The sequence below is a fragment of the Serratia sp. X10 genome, assembly GCF_017811775.1.
Classification (GTDB): domain Bacteria; phylum Pseudomonadota; class Gammaproteobacteria; order Enterobacterales; family Enterobacteriaceae; genus Serratia; species Serratia ureilytica.
Genome location: NZ_JAEIOH010000002.1, coordinates 1 through 16,290 on the forward strand (window position 1 = coordinate 1; position 16,290 = coordinate 16,290).

The 16,290-nt window shown below is 59.0% G+C and carries 16 protein-coding genes and 1 pseudogene; 12 read left to right on the top strand and 5 right to left on the bottom strand.

From position 1 onward, the window contains the following. The 3 genes and pseudogenes from J9788_RS05440 to rpiB form a co-directional block, all read right to left on the bottom strand. A pseudogene (locus tag J9788_RS05440) lies at positions 1-718 on the bottom strand (transketolase); the annotation flags it as partial. Positions 719-736: 18 nt separating this feature from the next. Next, positions 737-1,687 (bottom strand): transaldolase, encoded by a 951-nt coding sequence (tal, locus tag J9788_RS05445; RefSeq protein ID WP_016926754.1) that lies wholly within the window; start codon positions 1,685-1,687, stop codon positions 737-739. Positions 1,688-1,880: 193 nt separating this feature from the next. Next, on the bottom strand, positions 1,881-2,339 hold the full coding sequence (gene rpiB / locus J9788_RS05450; protein ID WP_033643988.1) for a ribose 5-phosphate isomerase B: 459 nt from the start codon (positions 2,337-2,339) through the stop codon (positions 1,881-1,883). Positions 2,340-2,656: 317 nt separating this feature from the next. Here rpiB and J9788_RS05455 point away from each other — a divergent pair, with 317 nt between their 5' ends. From J9788_RS05455 to J9788_RS05480, 6 genes are all read left to right on the top strand, one after another. Further along, complete coding sequence (locus tag J9788_RS05455) at positions 2,657-3,769, top strand: alcohol dehydrogenase catalytic domain-containing protein (RefSeq protein WP_033643987.1); 1,113 nt, start codon at positions 2,657-2,659, stop codon at positions 3,767-3,769. 66 nt (positions 3,770-3,835) lie between these two features. After that, positions 3,836-5,104, top strand: a complete 1,269-nt coding sequence (locus J9788_RS05460) for an MFS transporter (RefSeq protein WP_046896230.1) — start codon at positions 3,836-3,838, stop codon at positions 5,102-5,104. 35 nt (positions 5,105-5,139) lie between these two features. Beyond that, a complete protein-coding gene (locus J9788_RS05465; protein ID WP_182265502.1) occupies positions 5,140-5,910 on the top strand; it encodes an SDR family oxidoreductase in 771 nt (256 codons plus the stop codon). Positions 5,911-5,939: 29 nt separating this feature from the next. Then, the gene (locus J9788_RS05470) at positions 5,940-6,941 is read left to right on the top strand and encodes a dihydroxyacetone kinase subunit DhaK (RefSeq protein ID WP_046896232.1); all 1,002 of its coding nucleotides are present in this window, start codon (positions 5,940-5,942) and stop codon (positions 6,939-6,941) included. Between the two features lie 3 nt (positions 6,942-6,944). Further along, positions 6,945-7,601 (top strand): dihydroxyacetone kinase subunit DhaL, encoded by a 657-nt coding sequence (gene dhaL, locus J9788_RS05475; protein WP_033643985.1) that lies wholly within the window; start codon positions 6,945-6,947, stop codon positions 7,599-7,601. Positions 7,602-7,696: 95 nt separating this feature from the next. Beyond that, positions 7,697-8,659 (top strand): sugar-binding transcriptional regulator, encoded by a 963-nt coding sequence (locus J9788_RS05480; RefSeq protein WP_004936575.1) that lies wholly within the window; start codon positions 7,697-7,699, stop codon positions 8,657-8,659. A gap of 66 nt (positions 8,660-8,725) precedes the next feature. Here J9788_RS05480 and J9788_RS05485 read toward each other — a convergent pair whose 3' ends face one another. Beyond that, positions 8,726-9,319: a lytic polysaccharide monooxygenase gene (locus J9788_RS05485; RefSeq protein WP_046896233.1), complete on the bottom strand. Its 594-nt coding sequence runs from the start codon at positions 9,317-9,319 to the stop codon at positions 8,726-8,728. A gap of 404 nt (positions 9,320-9,723) precedes the next feature. Between J9788_RS05485 and J9788_RS05490 the strand changes: the two genes are divergently transcribed. After that, the gene (locus tag J9788_RS05490) at positions 9,724-10,665 is read left to right on the top strand and encodes a LysR family transcriptional regulator (RefSeq protein WP_025303805.1); all 942 of its coding nucleotides are present in this window, start codon (positions 9,724-9,726) and stop codon (positions 10,663-10,665) included. Positions 10,666-10,750: 85 nt separating this feature from the next. Here the strand turns inward: J9788_RS05490 and J9788_RS05495 are convergent, their stop codons facing one another. Beyond that, a complete protein-coding gene (locus J9788_RS05495; protein ID WP_046896234.1) occupies positions 10,751-12,250 on the bottom strand; it encodes a glycosyl hydrolase family 18 protein in 1,500 nt (499 codons plus the stop codon). Between the two features lie 293 nt (positions 12,251-12,543). Between J9788_RS05495 and J9788_RS05500 the strand changes: the two genes are divergently transcribed. The 5 genes from J9788_RS05500 (at position 12,544) to maeB (ending at position 16,287) form a co-directional block, all read left to right on the top strand. Then, positions 12,544-12,870: a phage holin, lambda family gene (locus J9788_RS05500; protein WP_033643982.1), complete on the top strand. Its 327-nt coding sequence runs from the start codon at positions 12,544-12,546 to the stop codon at positions 12,868-12,870. After that, on the top strand, positions 12,860-13,261 hold the full coding sequence (locus J9788_RS05505) for a M15 family metallopeptidase (protein ID WP_182265501.1): 402 nt from the start codon (positions 12,860-12,862) through the stop codon (positions 13,259-13,261). The genes J9788_RS05500 and J9788_RS05505 overlap by 11 nt, the downstream gene beginning before the upstream one ends. Beyond that, positions 13,258-13,638: a DUF2570 family protein gene (locus J9788_RS05510; RefSeq protein ID WP_046896236.1), complete on the top strand. Its 381-nt coding sequence runs from the start codon at positions 13,258-13,260 to the stop codon at positions 13,636-13,638. Before J9788_RS05505 ends, J9788_RS05510 begins: the two co-directional genes overlap by 4 nt. Beyond that, on the top strand, positions 13,619-13,792 hold the full coding sequence (locus tag J9788_RS05515; protein WP_004936544.1) for a hypothetical protein: 174 nt from the start codon (positions 13,619-13,621) through the stop codon (positions 13,790-13,792). The genes J9788_RS05510 and J9788_RS05515 overlap by 20 nt, the downstream gene beginning before the upstream one ends. Positions 13,793-14,007: 215 nt before the next feature. Next, entirely contained in the window at positions 14,008-16,287 is a 2,280-nt protein-coding gene (maeB, locus tag J9788_RS05520; protein ID WP_016926766.1) for an NADP-dependent oxaloacetate-decarboxylating malate dehydrogenase, read from the top strand. Positions 16,288-16,290: the final 3 nt, after the last annotated feature.

Here is a 16,290-nt window from a genome sequence, read left to right on the forward strand (position 1 = left end):
GCGACGGCTTGTCGGTCACCTTGCGGGCTTCTTCAATCGCCGCCTTGATGGCGTCCGGGTTGTGGCCGTCGACGTTGCGCACCACGTGCCAGCCGTAGGCTTCGAAACGCAGGGCGGTGTCGTCGGTGAACCAGCCGTCGACGTGGCCGTCGATGGAGATGCCGTTGTCATCGTAGAAGGCGGTCAGCTTGCCGAGCTTGAGGGTGCCGGCCAGGGAGCAGACTTCGTGCGAAATGCCTTCCATCATGCAGCCGTCGCCCATGAAGGCGTAGGTGTGGTGGTCGACGATGTCGTGGCCAGGGCGGTTGAACTGCGCCGCCAGGGTGCGTTCGGCAATGGCGAAGCCGACGGCGTTGGCGATACCCTGGCCCAGCGGGCCGGTGGTGGTCTCAACGCCCGGGGTGTAACCGTACTCCGGGTGGCCCGGGGTTTTGGAATGCAGCTGACGGAAGTTTTCCAGCTCGCGCATCGGCAGGTCGTAGCCGGTGAGGTGCAGGAGGCTGTAAATCAACATGGAGCCGTGGCCGTTGGAGAGCACGAAACGGTCGCGGTCAGCCCAGTGCGGGTTAGTCGGGTTGTGGTTGAGGTAGTCGCGCCACAGGACTTCGGCGATGTCCGCCATGCCCATAGGGGCCCCCGGGTGGCCGGAATTTGCTTTTTGTACGGCGTCCATGCTGAGTGCGCGGATGGCGTTGGCAAGCTCTTTACGAGAAGACATAACGAAACTCCAGTGCGATTACAGTTGAGCGGCCAACATGTCTTCCAGCTTTTGCTGGTCGACGGCGAACAGGCGGATGCCTTCGGCGAGTTTTTCTACCGCCATGGCGTCCTGATTGTGCAGCCAGCGGAATTCCGCTTCGGCCAGCGGAGCGGGTTGGTGGAAGCCCTCGGTCGACGGGGTCAGCTTGCGCTCGACCGGCTGTTCGCTGTTTTTCAGCTGCTCCAGCAGGTTCGGCGCGATGGTCAGGCGATCGCAGCCGGCCAGCGCCAGGATCTGCTCAACTTTGCGGAAGCTGGCGCCCATGATCACCGTCTGGTAACGATGACGCTTGTAGTATTCATAGATGGTGCGCACCGATTTCACGCCCGGATCCTGATCGGCGTCGTAGTCGGCGGCAGGCTGTTTAGCCTGGTACCAGTCATAGATGCGGCCGACGAACGGCGAGATCAGATACACGCCGGCTTCGGCGCAGGCGCGGGCCTGAGCGAAGGAGAACAGCAGCGTCAGGTTGGTGTTGATGCCTTCTTTTTCCAACTCTTCGGCGGCTTTGATGCCTTCCCAGGTGGAAGCCAGCTTGATCAGGATGCGCGATTTGTCGATGCCCTGTTCCTGATACATGCCGATCAGTTTGCGCGCTTTGGCGACGCACATGCCGCGGTCGAACGACAGGCGGGCGTCCACTTCGGTGGAGATGCGGCCCGGCACGCTTTTGAGGATCTCGACGCCGATGTTGACCGCCAGTTTATCGCTGGCGTTGATCAGCTGGGTTTCCTTGCTGCCGCCCTGACGGCGGGCATACTCCAGCGCTTCGGTGATCAGCGCTTTGTACTGCGGCAGCGCGGCGGCTTTCAGGATCAGCGAAGGGTTGGTGGTGGCGTCCTGGGGTTCGAACTGGCGGATGGATTCGATATCGCCGCTGTCGGCGACCACCGTGGTCAGCTGCTTGAGTGCGTCTAATTGATTCATTGATAAGCTCCTTGACCAAGCTCAACGTAGGGAAATGAGAACCTTTTTCATCATAGGGGGAACACACTGCATCATCGGATCGAGAATGAAAATGCGCTTTTTCTGATTGTTGCGATGGATAATAACAATGAATGACGAATAAACCCAGGCGGAGCGCGGCTTGCGCGCGACCGCCATCGAGACTGCAGGCGGTTTAACGCCGACCGACCGCGTTTTCGTAATAGCCGATCCGCTCGACTTTCGGCGCCGATCCTCCCCCTTCAAACTCCGATTCCAGCCAGGCATCGACGATGGTTTTCGCCAGTTCGGCGCCGATGACCCGCGCGCCCAGCGTGATGATCTGCGCATCATTGCTTTTGCGCGCCCGTTGGGCGGAGTAGGTATCGTGACACTGCGCCGCGCGAATGCCGGGCACTTTATTGGCCACGATGCTCATACCGATGCCGGTGCCGCACAGCAGGATCCCCCGCCGATGTTTTTCCTCCCGTATCGCCTGCGCGACGCGATAGGCGATATCGGGATAGATCCCCGTTTCTGCGGTGCGATCCGTCGTGTAGTCAATGACGGGAATGTCCCGTCGTTGCAGGTGGGCGACGATCAGATCCTTCAGTTCAATGGCGGCATCGTCGGCGCCGATGGCGATAGGCAGCATAGCGGTCTCCTGATTGGTAACGAAAAGGGCGGCGATCCTCGGTGGCGCCACGTTCATTACCGTATCCCTGTTTAATCAAATGTTCAATTGATGTTCTTTTGTTTTTTACCTGATTTTTCTGCTCCCCCTTTAAAAGGTGACGGTTGTCACTAAAAAAGGGGTTTTAATCGTTATTTATCCTCATGCAGACGGGTTTTTGAGCGATATCACAGTTTGGTAAGTTCTCTGTGGGCAAATTGAACGCGTGACGTTAGTGTTCATTTGTTCTTTGTTTGTGTTATTGATCATAAAGAGTCACCCTACCAGAGGAGAGTGCTATGTGTCAGACCTGCATGACAGAGGCGAAAATGGCGGACGGTATCCCCGAGATCATGAAGGCGGTTGTGGCGTACGCCCCGAAAGATTACCGCCTGGAACAGGTGCCGGTACCGAAGATCGGCCCGAAAGAGATCCTGGTGAAGATCGAGGCCTGCGGCATCTGCGCCGGCGATGTTAAAGCGTTCGAAGGGGCGCCCAGCTTCTGGGGCGATGAAAAACAACCGGCATACATCAAGGCGCCGATGATCCCCGGTCATGAGTTTATCGGCCACGTGGTGGGATACGGCGAAGGCGTCGAGGGCTTCAATCTCGGCGATCGGGTGATATCAGAACAGATCGTTCCCTGTTGGCAATGCCGCTTCTGCAACCGCGGCCAGTATTGGATGTGCGAAAAGCATGACCTGTACGGTTTCCAGAAAAACGTCAATGGCGGCATGGCCGAGTACATGAAGTTCACCAAAGAGGCGATTAACTATCACGTGCCGGCCGATCTGCCGATCGAAAAAGCCATTCTGATCGAACCCTATGCTTGCTCCTTCCATGCGGTGCAACGCGCCAATATCAAACTGGGCGATGTCGTGGTGCTGGCCGGCGCCGGCACCCTGGGGCTGGGCATGATCGGGGCGATCAAAAAGTCCGGGCCCTCGAAGCTGGTGGTGCTGGATCTGTCCGACGAGCGTCTGGCGCTGGCGAAGCGCTTCGGCGCGGATGTGACGCTGAACCCGACCCGTGACGATGTGCCCGCGGCGGTTAAAGCGATGACCGACGGCTACGGCTGCGACATCTACATCGAGGCGACCGGCGCCCAAAAGTCCGTGGAACAGGGCCTGACGCTGATCCGCAAACTCGGCACCTTCGTGGAATTTTCCGTGTTCAAGGATCCGGTGACCGTCGACTGGAGCATCATCAGCGACCGCAAAGAGCTGGACGTGCTCGGTTCGCACCTCGGCCCTTACTGCTACCCGCTGGTGATCGAAGGCATCGCCAATGGCGATCTGCCGACCGAAGGCGTGGTGACGCATACGCTGCCGCTGGAACAGTTCGCCGAGGGCTTCGAGCTGATGAAGCGCGGCATCGGTTCAATCAAAGTGGTGCTTAATCCAAACCTCTGAAACCTGCATCGTTCTTCGGGTGCGGGCGAGCCTGCGCCTCCATAATCACATGTGCTGGGGTGTTCTATGTTGCATGGACTGATTCATCGCATTGGTCTGTCACCGAAACTGCTGCTGGGCTATGCCGGCGTGTTGGTGTTCATGATGGGCGAAGGGCTGGAACAAGGATGGCTGTCGCCTTATTTGATCGGCAAGGGGCTGAGCATTCAGGAATCGGCGCTGCTGTTCAGCGTTTATGGCTTTGCGGCCGCGATCGCCGCCTGGTTTTCCGGCGTGCTGGCGGAAATCTTTACCGCCCGGCGGGTGATGTTGGCCGGCCTGCTGCTGTTTCTGTTCGGTTCGGTGTGCTTTTTGACGTTCGGCCTGCCGAGCAACAACCTGGCGATCATGGTGCCGACCTATGCGCTGCGCGGCTTGGGTTATCCGTTGTTCGCCTACGGTTTTTTGGTGTGGGTGGCGTATGAGGCGCCGCCGGAAAGACTGGGGTCGGCGGTGGGGATTTTCTGGTTCGTTTACAGCGGCGGGCTCAGCGTGCTGGGCGTGCTGTATTCCAGCATCATGCTGCCTTATCTCGGCGAGATCCACACGCTGTGGAGCGCGCTGATTTTCGTCGTGCTGGGCGCGGTGATTGCGCTGATGCTCAATCGCGACGAAGGCGCGGCACAGAGCGGCAACCGTGAAAAGGCGTCGCTGGGTTACGTCTTGAAAGGCATCACCATCGCGTTTGAAAACCCGAAGATCGGCCTGGGCGGCATCGTGCGCACCATTAATACCTCCGCGGCATACGGCTTCGTCGTATTCATGCCCATGTACATGATGGATATGGGATTCACCCGCACGCATTGGCTGCAGATGTACGCCGCGCTGTGGACGGTCAACATCATTTTCAACCTGATTTTCGGCGTGATCAGCGACGGTCTCGGCTGGCGCAATGTGGTGATGTGGTTCGGCTGCGTCGGCTGCGCCTTGACCACGCTGATGTTCTACTACGTGCCGCAATTCTTCGGCGCCAACTACCTGCTGACCGTTTGCGCCGCCGGTTTGTTCGGCGCCTGCCTGGCGGCGTTCGTGCCGCTGTCGGCCATCATGCCGTCGCTGGCGCCGGACAATAAGGGCGCGGCGATGTCGATTCTCAATCTGGGCGCCGGCCTGAGCACCTTTGTCGGCCCGGCGGTGGTGGGGCTGTTTATCGGCAGTCTCGGCACCGTTGGCGTGATCTGGATCTTTACCGGCTTGTACCTGTTCAGCGGCGTGCTGATGAAATTTGTCACGCTGCCGAAGGAAAGCGCGACGGCGTCGGAAGAACGCGGCGCGAGTTTGGCGAAAATATCCTGACCGAGGGCGAAGTTCACAGTTTTAAGGGGAAATATATGATTAATCATCAAACTACGGCGCCGCGCGAGCTCTCGCTGCAGGGCAAGGTGGCGCTGATTACCGGCGGCGCTGCGGGGATCGGCCTCGCTATCGCCGAACGCTATCTGCAAAACGGCGCGCGCGTGGCGCTGCTCGATCGTGCGCCGCAGGTTGCGGAAGTGGCGCGACAGCTGGACGCCGAGGCGGCGCTGGGTGTCGTGGCCGACGTCACCGATGCCGCGTCGGTGGAGCGGGCGGTGGCGCAGATTGAGGCGCATTTCGGGCGGCTGGACGTGCTGGTCAACAGCGCCGGCATCGTTGCGCTGCATCCCGCTGAGGAACTGCCGGAAACGGCGTGGGATGCAACCCTGGCGGTCAATCTGAAAGGCGTGTTTCTCACCTGCCAGGCGGTGGGCCGCCGTTTCATTCGCCAGCGCGGCGGCAGCATCATCAATTTCGCCTCGCAGGCCGGGGTGGTGGCATTGCCTAATCACCTGGCCTATTGCGCCAGCAAAGCGGGCGTTATCGGCTTGACCCAGGTGCTGGCGCTGGAGTGGGGGCCACACAGCGTGCGGGTCAACGCCATTTCACCCACCGTGGTTTTGACGGAGCTGGGGCGCAAAGCCTGGTCTGGCGAGGTGGCTGAGCAGATGAAGCAGAAAATTCCGCTGCGGCGCTTTGCTGAGCCGCAAGATATCGCCGCCAGCGCCCTGTTTTTGGCCGGTGACGCGGCGGCGATGATCACCGGCGCCAACCTGGTGGTCGACGGCGGTTACACCATTCAATAATTTCTTATTCAGGCGACAGAGAGGCCGCGATGAACAGAATCATTAACGATCCCGATCACGTAGTGGAAGACGCCATTCAGGGCTATAAGCTGGCCCACCCGGACTATTACGCCGCCACCGACAATGCGCGGGTGTTGAAATATCCGCCGGCGCCGATCGCCGGCAAAGTGGGCATCGTCACCGGCGGCGGTTCCGGCCATGAGCCGGCGTTTCTGGGCTATGTCGGCAAAAACATGCTGGATGCCGTCGCGATTGGCGAGATTTTTTCATCGCCTACGGCGGGGGCTTTTCTCGACGCTTTCAAGGCGGCGGACAGCGGTGCGGGCGTCGCTTGCCTGTACGGCAACTACGCCGGCGACAACATGAACGTCAAGATGGCGATCAAGAAGGCCACGGCGGCCGGCATACGGGTGAAAACCGTGGTGGCTAACGATGACGTCGCCTCGGCGCCGGCCAGTGAGATCGATAAACGGCGCGGCGTGGCCGGAGAAATTCTGATGTGGAAGGTCGGCGCGGCGGCGGCGGCCAAGGGATACGATCTGGACGGCGTGATCGGCGCGGCGCAAAAAGCCATCGACCGGTGTCGTTCGATCGGCGTCGGCCTCAGTTCCTGCACCATTCCCGCGGTCGGCAAACCCAATTTTCATATTGAAGACGGCAAGATGGAGATCGGCATCGGCCATCACGGCGAACCGGGCATTGAGGTATCGCCGATCCAGTCGGCGTCGGCGATGGCCGGCACCATGCTCGATTTCGTGCTCAACGACATGCCGCTGGAACAGGGGCAGGAGGTGGCGTTGCTGATCTCCGGGCTTGGCGCCACGCCGGTGATGGAGCTGTATATCTATTATGCCGAAATAGAGCGTCGGTTGACGGCGAAAGGCGTGCGGGTGCATCGGCGCTATGTCGGCAATTACTTCACGTCGCTGGAAATGATGGGCGTGACGCTGACGCTGATGACGCTGGATGACGAACTGAAAACGCTGCTGGACATGCCGGCGCAATCTTTAGGCTTAACCCAGGTGGAGTGAATCATGACGGAACAAATTTCAACCCGGTACGGCAGTGAGATCGTTACGGGGCTGATAGAAACCATTGTCAGCAACCGCGAATACCTGAGCGAAATTGACGGCGCCATCGGTGACGGTGACCACGGCATTAACATGTCGAAGGGATTCGCGATGTGCGGCGATGCCATTCGCGGCCGCGAGCTCACGCTGGCGCAGGCGTTCGATGCGGTTTCTGATGCGCTGATGGAGGGCATCGGCGGTTCGATGGGGCCGCTGTACGGCAGCCTGTTCATGGGCATGGCGGAGAGCGTGCGCGAGCGCAGCGTGCTGGATAAGCAGGCATTTTTGGCGATGTTGCACGGCGGATTGCGCGAACTGCAGGACATCAGCAGCGCGGGCGTGGGAGACAAGTGTCTGATGGATACGCTGATACCGGCGGTAGCGGCGTTTGAGCAGGCGGCGGGGCGCGGTGACGACTTCGCCGCTGCGCTGGAACAGATGAGGATCGCCGCGGCGCGCGGGCGCGATTCCACGCGCGAGCTGGTGGCGAAAATCGGCCGCGCCAGCCGTCTGGGTGAGCGTTCGCGCGGCGTACTGGACGCCGGCGCGGTATCTTGCTGCCTGCTCTTGACCCGATTGGCGGACGAGGTGGAGCAACGACTGAATACCGTTGCCGCCTGAACGCGTTATACTAGCGGGCATTCAGCATTGTCGGAGGGGCGTGTATCGTCCCTCCGCCATGATTAACCGGCCTGCCGTGGGGAAACGTCTAACGGATGGAAAAACAAACTGTGTCCCAGGATAACGAACTGCTGACCGAAATCGCCGTTGCTTATTATCAGGATGAGATCACGCAGGAAGAGATCGCCAAAAAGTTCGGCATCTCACGGATCAAAGTCGGTCGTTTGCTCAAGCGCGCCAAGGAAGAAGGCATCGTCGAGATCAACGTGCGTTATCACCCGGTGTTCAGCACCCGGCTGGAACAGCAGATGATGGAACGTTTTCCCATCAGCCGCGCGCTGATCGCGCTCGATCATCAGGACGAAGAGGAACAGCGTCGGCAGGTGGCGGCGCTGGTGTCCAACTACCTGGCGATGTCGCTGAAAGACGATATGGTGTTGGCGGTCGGGCAGGGACGCAACGTGGCGGCGATCGCCGATCACGTCGGCAGCGTGACGGAGCGCAACTGCAAGTTCATCTGCGGCATCGGCGGCACCCACCGCCCGGGGGATGCGATCAACGCCGACCACATCAGCCGGCGTTTGGCGAAGAAGTTCGGCGGCAGCAGCGAGACGCTCTATGCGCCGGCCTACGTCGAAAATCGCGCGTTGAAAGACGCCTTCATGCAGAACGGCACGATCAAGGAAACCCTGGATCGCGCGCGTAAGGCCGATGTGGCGTTAGTCGGCATTGGCGACATGAATGAAAACAGCTATATGGTGAAATTGGGGTGGTTTACGCCGCACGAGATTATCGACGCCAGCCTTAATCAGGGCGTGATCGGCGACATCGCCGGCTATGACTTTTTCAATGCCCAGGGGCAGCATGTCGACACGGTGATGAATGACCGTGTGATTGGGCTGAGCATTGATGAGCTGCGCAAAATTCCTTGCGTGATCGCCATTGCCTCCGAGAATACCAAGGCGCTGGCGATTTTGGGCGCGCTGCGCACCGGCGCCATCGATATTATCGCCACCAGCGCGCTCAATGTGCGCACTATCCTCAATATGTCGCAATAGCGGCACCTGCAAAAAAAGGGTTCAGCGCCAGGCTGAACCCTCCAGAGATGTCCCCCTTTTGACGGATTACTTGCTCAGGTTGACGTCGATCGCCTGATAGAAGGCGTTGGCGGTGTCGGCTATGTCCCACACGGCAAGGATCACGTGCGAACCGCTGCGATCTGCCGGTATGTTGCACTGGTGGGTGACCTGCGCGGCAGGGATGGCGCCGCCGTCGTTGAACTGGCAGAACGGCGTCAGGTCAAAGGAAGCGCGGGTCAGCGGTTGCGAAGCGTCCCAGTTCGGCTTGGTGATGAAATAGCGCCAGCTGGTGGTGCTGTGACGCGCGGTCAGCTTCCAGGTAAAGGAGTTCGGGCCGGTTTTCAGGTTGAGCTTGTTCCAGCGCGTCGGCGTTTGCTGATCCAGTTCGAAGAAGGTGGACTTGTTGGCGCTGGCGATATGGCCGTCAACCGGACCGGCCTGCGGGAAGCCTTTCAGGCCTTCGACGCTCTGCGGTTCGTACTGCACGCTGCCGCACTGGGTGTTGAGCTGCAGTTTGCACTGGTAGGCGCGGCTGGCCGGCGACTCGACATAACCGTGAGCATTCGCCTGTTGCGAAACGCCGAACATGGCCGCGCTCAGCAGGCCCAGAGAGAGCAGGGTACGGGAAGTTTTGTTCATAAGTCACTCCTGACTGAAATTATGTTGTAAGTTGAGCGTATTTCACCGACAAAATGAGAGACTAATAACGCAATTAGAAATAACCCTTCTTGTCGGCTTGTTTTATTTTTATCATTCTGGTCATGCGATAGAGCGGAATGTTTTAACGGCTATTAACGAAAATTATTATGATGACGAACTTTGATCGTTAGGCTGAATTTATTTAACTGTCGCTGTGTAAAAGTAGGGCGCTATGATGAATTTTATATCAGGTCGTGATGAATAGTATTTAAGATAGCGCTCTCATTTATGAAGTATATTGCTTGTTGCTATGAGTACCCTTGTTCGATTTGATCGATTTTTGTGCGCCACCACCTTGGGAATTTAGTGTCATTTTTCTTATTTTATTTTAAAGAGGAATTTGTATGACTAGATTATCCCTGGACGCGATTAAAATAATCAGCACCATCAAGAGCACCGGATCTTTCTCTATGGCGGCGGAGGCGCTGCATAAAACGCCTTCGGCGATCTCTTATCGGGTTTCCAATATTGAAAGCAAACTCTGCGTGAAACTTTTTCATCGCAATGGCCCCATGATTACCCTGACGGATGAAGGGGAATTTCTCCTGCAGGAAGGCAGCTGGATATTAAATGCGGTGCAGGATCTGGAAAGCCGGGTGCGCAACATCCCCAAGCTGGACAATAATATCCGCCTGGCGGTAGACACCTTCTTCCCGTTGGAAACCCTGACGCAGGATATCCGCGACTATATTCAACATTGCCCGAACGCCAGTATCTCGGTACAGCGGGAAGCGTTGAACGGCACCTGGGATGCGTTGAAGAACAACCGGGCGGATCTGATCATCGCCATCGGCCAAATTCCCGACAGCGTGCAGGCCAAAACCCTGATGCTCGGCAAACTCAACTTTGTGCTGTGCGTGTCGCCTTCGCACCCGTTCGCGGCGCAGAGAAAGCCGGTGTGCAAGAAACAGCGGTTGAACGACATCGTGGTGGTGATCGCCGACAGCAGCCATGAGCTGCCCAAGCGCAATCACGGCACGCTGCCCTTGCAGCGTCAGTTGGTGGTATGCGACGTGGAAAGCAACCTGGCGCTGCTCAAACGCGGCATCGGCCACGCTTTTCTGCCGCCTGCTTTGATCGAAAAGGAATTGGCCAGCGGCGAACTGGTGACGGTGCCGGTAGAGATGCAAAAGGGCGACGAAATGATTTGGTTGGCGTGGCACCCGGCCAGCAAGGGCGCCGGGTTTAACTGGTGGCATGAGCGGCTGACGCGCAAAAGCGATGTCTACAGCCTGATGGGCCGCGAAGTGGTGCGGGATGGCGGTTATCCTTGGTGCCACAACTGAAGGAATAGAGACGAAGGGACGCGAAAATCAAACGGTTAACTCAATGAAAACCCCGCAGCATTCGGCTACGGGGTTTTTTTACGGCTTACGCCACGCGGCCCACTTTCAGCCAGGCGCCGTCAGAACCGGGCGCCGAGGTGATGTAACCCCACTTGGTCTGCCAGACGTAACCCTGATAGGACACCAGCGCGCCCTGCGCGTAAGTGGTGCCCGGCACATAAGCCGGCGCGGTCATGATCGGCAGGTTGCCGGGGCCGACGCCGGTGTAGCGCAGCCCGGTGCCCATATCCAGCTGGCTGTCGTCGTAGTCCGCGGCGTTGAAATAGCGATCCAGCGAGGCCAGCAGATCGCCGTTGCGGTTGTCTTGACCCAGATGCCAGAACATCACGCCGCCCAGTTGCTGCTGCTTGATGTATTTCGCTTTGTATTTGAAGCTCTCGGCATCGTCATAGGTGACGAACAGCCCTTTCTGCGCATGATACAGGTAAGGCGTTTTGGTCTTGTCGTTCCACAGCCGCTGATAGCCGTAGTTGCCCAGCAGCATCTGCTCCAGCTGGCGATAGGAGGCGATGCGCGGATCCTTGTCGCGCACGCACTCTTCGCAGCCCACCAGCCAGTAATCGGTGTTCGGGTACGGATCTTCGCCCGGCGTGCTGTGGCTGCTGTATTGCCCGCCGTTGCCACCGCTGACGCCCTTGAAGGCGCGGCCGTAGAAGGGCACGCCCATCACGATTTTGGCGCTCGGCACGCCTTCCATCATCAGGTGTTGCTGCACCGCGGCGTCGACCGTCAGGCTGAACGGGCTGGGGAAGGCGCGGGTCAGCTCTTCCCAGCTCCAGCCCAGGTTGGCTTCGCGCAGCGCATTGTAGAAGGTCGGCCCGGCCGCATCGCCGAACAGCGCCGCCTGGTGGTTGGTTACCTTCTCCCAGGGGCCGGCCAGATCGTAGGTCATCAGGTTGATGTAATCGAGCGGCGCGACGATCTGCGCCAGCTTGCTGTAATAGCGCGACAGGAAGAAGGCGCCGCCGGCGCCGGCGATGGTCAACTGGTACGGCAACGCCTGGCGGCCGTCGGCGACGGTTTGCTGGTTCAGCAGGGTGCGGATCTCCTGCAGCGCGGCGATGAAACCGTCCACTTCCGAGGCTTGCGGGTACTCCCAGTCGATGTCCACGCCGTCGAAGCCGTAATCCTTCATGATGCGCACGCAGGATTGGGCGAACTTGGCGCGCGACGCCGGAGTTTTCACCGCGTTGACGTAGTTGGCATGCGACACGCCCAGATCGTTGGAGTAGTACCAGCCGCCGATGGAGAACATGATGCGCAGGCTGGGGTTGTGCGCTTTGAGCGCGGTCAGACGGTTGACCACATCGCGCGCCTTGGCGTCATTGGTGGCCGGATCCCAGGCGCATTCCAGATTGCCGTTGATATCCAGGAACGAGAAGTTAATGTGCGTCAGCTGTTTGGCTTTGGCCGGCGTGATGTTGGAAACCGGGAACGGCACGACAGATGTATCGGTCTCGGTGTAATTATTGATTTGGTTGGTCGGAATAAAATAATACCCAATAACGGCTTTACGTGTGGACATGGCATTTCTCCAGAGTGGATGTTTTTCGATGGGGAAATATTTCCCGTTGCCATTAATGTTTATTTTTCGCAGAAATAACAGTCGAAACAAATCACGATAAGAATGAATTTTTTATTCACTGCCGCCTGCCTTGGCGTTTATGTGTTGTGCCAGCATTCAGCATGAATGAATTCGACCATAGGGCCTGTATTTATTCATTTGCTTTGTAATAGCATCCTTAACTAGATTCTGAGTATCCGATGTCCCACCGGCCGTGATTGGCATTTAATTAAAAATAAAAAAGGAGATGAGCTATGTCCAGCATAGAGCCTGACGCTGTTGGCTTAATAGTCCAGCGAGTATGTGAATATCTTCAGCCGGTATTGAACGCCATTCTGGCCGGCGTGATGGCGCTATTACACGGCGCCTATCGCAACGTGGGTATTCGGCGACGTTTATTGAATGCGGCGATGTGCGCGTTATTGGCCTGGACGGTGCGCGATGCGCTGGCGCTGATGGGCCTGGAATTAAACTGGGCGAATTTGGCCAGCGTATTGATTGGCTTTATGGGGGCGGATTACATCAACGCCTTAATTAAAAAATTCATCGGCAAAAAAACGGGGTTTAAAAATGTTAAATGACATCGAAGAGATTCGCTTTACCGCCCGCAGCGAAGAGAACCTGCGCGGCGTGCATCCGGATCTGGTGCGCGTTATTCGTCTGGCGCTGCGCTATTCCCTGGTGCCGTTTTCCGTTAACGAGGGGCTGCGCAGCATGGCGCGCCAGCGGGAAATGGTGCGCGCCGGCAACAGCCAAACGCTGCGCAGCCGCCATCTGACCGGGCACGCGGTGGACGTGGTGGCGATGCCGGCGGGCGTGGTCTCCTGGGAGTGGGATTACTACGCGCAAATTGCGGTGGCGGTGCGGCGCGCGGCGCGTGAATGCGGCATCAACGTCGAATGGGGCGGCGAATGGAAGACCCTCAAGGACGGCCCGCACTTCCAGCTGCCGTTTCGGGACTATCCGGCATGAGCGGCTGGCTGCAAAAACTGATGCAGGGCGGGTTGCTGCTGCTGTTGCTGGCGGCCATCTGCCTCGGCGGCTACAGCGCGTTGCTGTCGCACCAGTTGGTGTCCGCGCGGCAACAGGCGGCGGAATTGCAAAAAAGCCTGGCGCAGCAGGCCGGGCTAATCGCCACCCTGCAGACCCAGGATGCGCAAAATCGTGCGCTGATGGCGGCGCAGCAGCGGCAGGAACAGCAGCTGCGCCAGCAACACGAGGCTTATCAGAGGAAATACCGTGAAGCGATTAAAAACGATCCCTGCGCCGCTCAGCCTCTGCCTGGCGCTGTGTTTGAGCTCCTGCGCCCGGCCGCCGGCGCCGCAGGCCGTGCCGCTGTTGCCCCCTGAGTCGGTATTCGCTCCCTGTGAGCAGCCGCAGCTGCAGGGGGAGACCTGGGGCGATGCGGTAAGCTATGCCCTGGCGTTACAAACCTCGTTACACATTTGCGCCGGTCAGGTGGAGACGCTCAACGCCTGGCGCGCCACGCTGCCGCCGCGCTGACGGCGGCACTTGTCTGACTTGTCCCGCAGGCCTTCTTTTTTTACTTTTAAAACGGTCTTTCGACCAAGGTTATGGCGCGCTTCAAAGTTTGTGATGTTTCTCTCACTATACTTCAAGGCTGTGCCCTGTCATTGTACCTGGGCGCCATGGCCCACGGCAGGGCGCAGCCTCAAAGCCTTACCTCAACATAAAAGCAAAAAACAAAGGAATCCATAATGGACGAACAGCTCAAACAGAGTGCCCTTGATTTCCATCAGTTTCCTGTCCCAGGGAAGATCCAGGTTTCCCCAACCAAACCGTTGGCGACCCAGCGCGATCTGGCGCTGGCTTATTCGCCGGGCGTCGCCGCGCCTTGCCTCGAGATCGCCGAAGATCCGCTGGCGGCCTACAAATACACCGCGCGCGGCAACCTGGTGGCGGTGATTTCCAACGGCACGGCGGTACTGGGTCTGGGCAATATCGGCGCGTTGGCCGGTAAGCCGGTGATGGAAGGCAAGGGCGTTTTGTTCAAGAAGTTTTCCGGTATCGATGTATTTGATATCGAAGTGGATGAGCATAACCCTGACAAATTAATCGACATTATCGCCGCGCTGGAACCGACCTTCGGCGGCATCAACCTGGAAGACATCAAGGCGCCGGAGTGTTTCTACATCGAACAGAAACTGCGTGAGCGCATGAAGATCCCGGTGTTCCACGACGACCAGCACGGCACGGCGATCATTACCACCGCCGCGGTGCTCAACGGCCTGCGCGTGGTGAAGAAGAACATCTCCGACGTGCGGCTGGTGGTGTCCGGCGCCGGCGCGGCGTCCATCGCCTGCCTGAACTTGCTGGTGGCGCTGGGGCTGCGTCAACAGAACATCACCGTCTGCGACTCCAAGGGCGTCATCTATAAAGGCCGCGACGCCAATATGGAACAGACCAAAGCCGCCTACGCCATCGAGGATAACGGCCAGCGCACGTTGGGCGACGCCATCCCGAACGCCGACATCTTCCTCGGCTGCTCCGGCCCGGGCGTGCTGACGCAGGATATGGTGAAAACCATGGCGCGCGATCCGCTGATCATGGCGCTGGCCAACCCGGAACCGGAAATTCTGCCGCCGCTGGCCAAAGCGGTGCGCCCGGACGCCATCATCTGTACCGGCCGTTCCGACTACCCGAACCAGGTGAACAACGTCTTGTGCTTCCCGTTCATTTTCCGCGGCGCGCTGGACGTGGGCGCCACCACCATCAACGAAGAGATGAAGCTGGCCTGCGTGCATGCCATCGCCGATCTGGCGCTGGCGGAACAGAGCGACGTGGTAGCCTCCGCGTATGACGATCAGGATCTCTCCTTCGGGCCGGAATACATCATTCCGAAACCGTTCGATCCGCGTCTGATCGTCAAGATCGCGCCGGCGGTGGCCAAGGCGGCGATGGACTCCGGCGTGGCGACGCGCCCGATCGAAGACTTCGACGCCTACGTGGAGAAGCTGGCGGAGTTCGTCTACAAAACCAACCTGTTCATGAAACCGATCTTCTCGCAGGCGCGCAAAGAGGTGAAGCGGGTGGTGCTGGCGGAAGGTGAGGAAGAGCGCGTGCTGCACGCCACGCAAGAGCTGGTGTCGCAGGGGCTGGCTTTCCCGATCCTGGTCGGCCGTCCGAGCGTGATCGAGATGCGCCTGAAAAAGCTGGGCCTGCAATTGACGCCGGGCAAAGATTTCGAAGTGGTGAACAACGAGTCGGATCCGCGCTTCAACGAATACTGGGGCGAGTACTACCAGATCATGAAACGCCGCGGCGTTTCGCAAGAGCAGGCACGCCGCGCGGTGATCGGCAACCCGACGCTGATCGCCGCCATCATGCTGCACCGCGGCGAAGCGGATGCGATGATCTGCGGCACCATCGGCAGCTACCACGAGCATTACGACGTGGTGAAGAACGTGTTCGGCTTCCGTGAAGGCGCGCACGTCGCCGGCGCGATGAACGCGCTGCTGCTGCCGAGCGGCAACACCTTCATCGCTGACACCTACGTCAACGACGATCCGACGCCGGAACAGCTGGCGGAGATCACCCTGATGGCGGCGGAAACCGTGCGCCGTTTCGGCATCGAGCCGAAGGTGGCGCTGCTGTCTCACTCCAGCTTCGGTTCGTCTGATTGCCCGGCGGCGCGCAAGATGCGTAAAACGCTGGAGCTGGTGAACGAGCTGGCGCCGGAGCTGGAGATCGACGGTGAAATGCACGGCGACGCCGCGCTGGTGGAAAGCATCCGTCACGATCTGATGCCGGACAGCCCGCTGAAAGGCTCGGCCAACCTGCTGATCATGCCGAATATGGAAGCGGCGCGCATCAGCTACAACCTGCTGCGCGTCTCCTGCTCGGAAGGGGTGACCGTCGGGCCGGTGCTGATGGGGGTGGCCAAACCGGTGCACATCCTGACGCCGATCGCCTCGGTGCGCCGCATCGTCAACATGGTGGCGCTGGCGGTGGTGGAAGCCCAGACCGAACCGCTGTAAGCC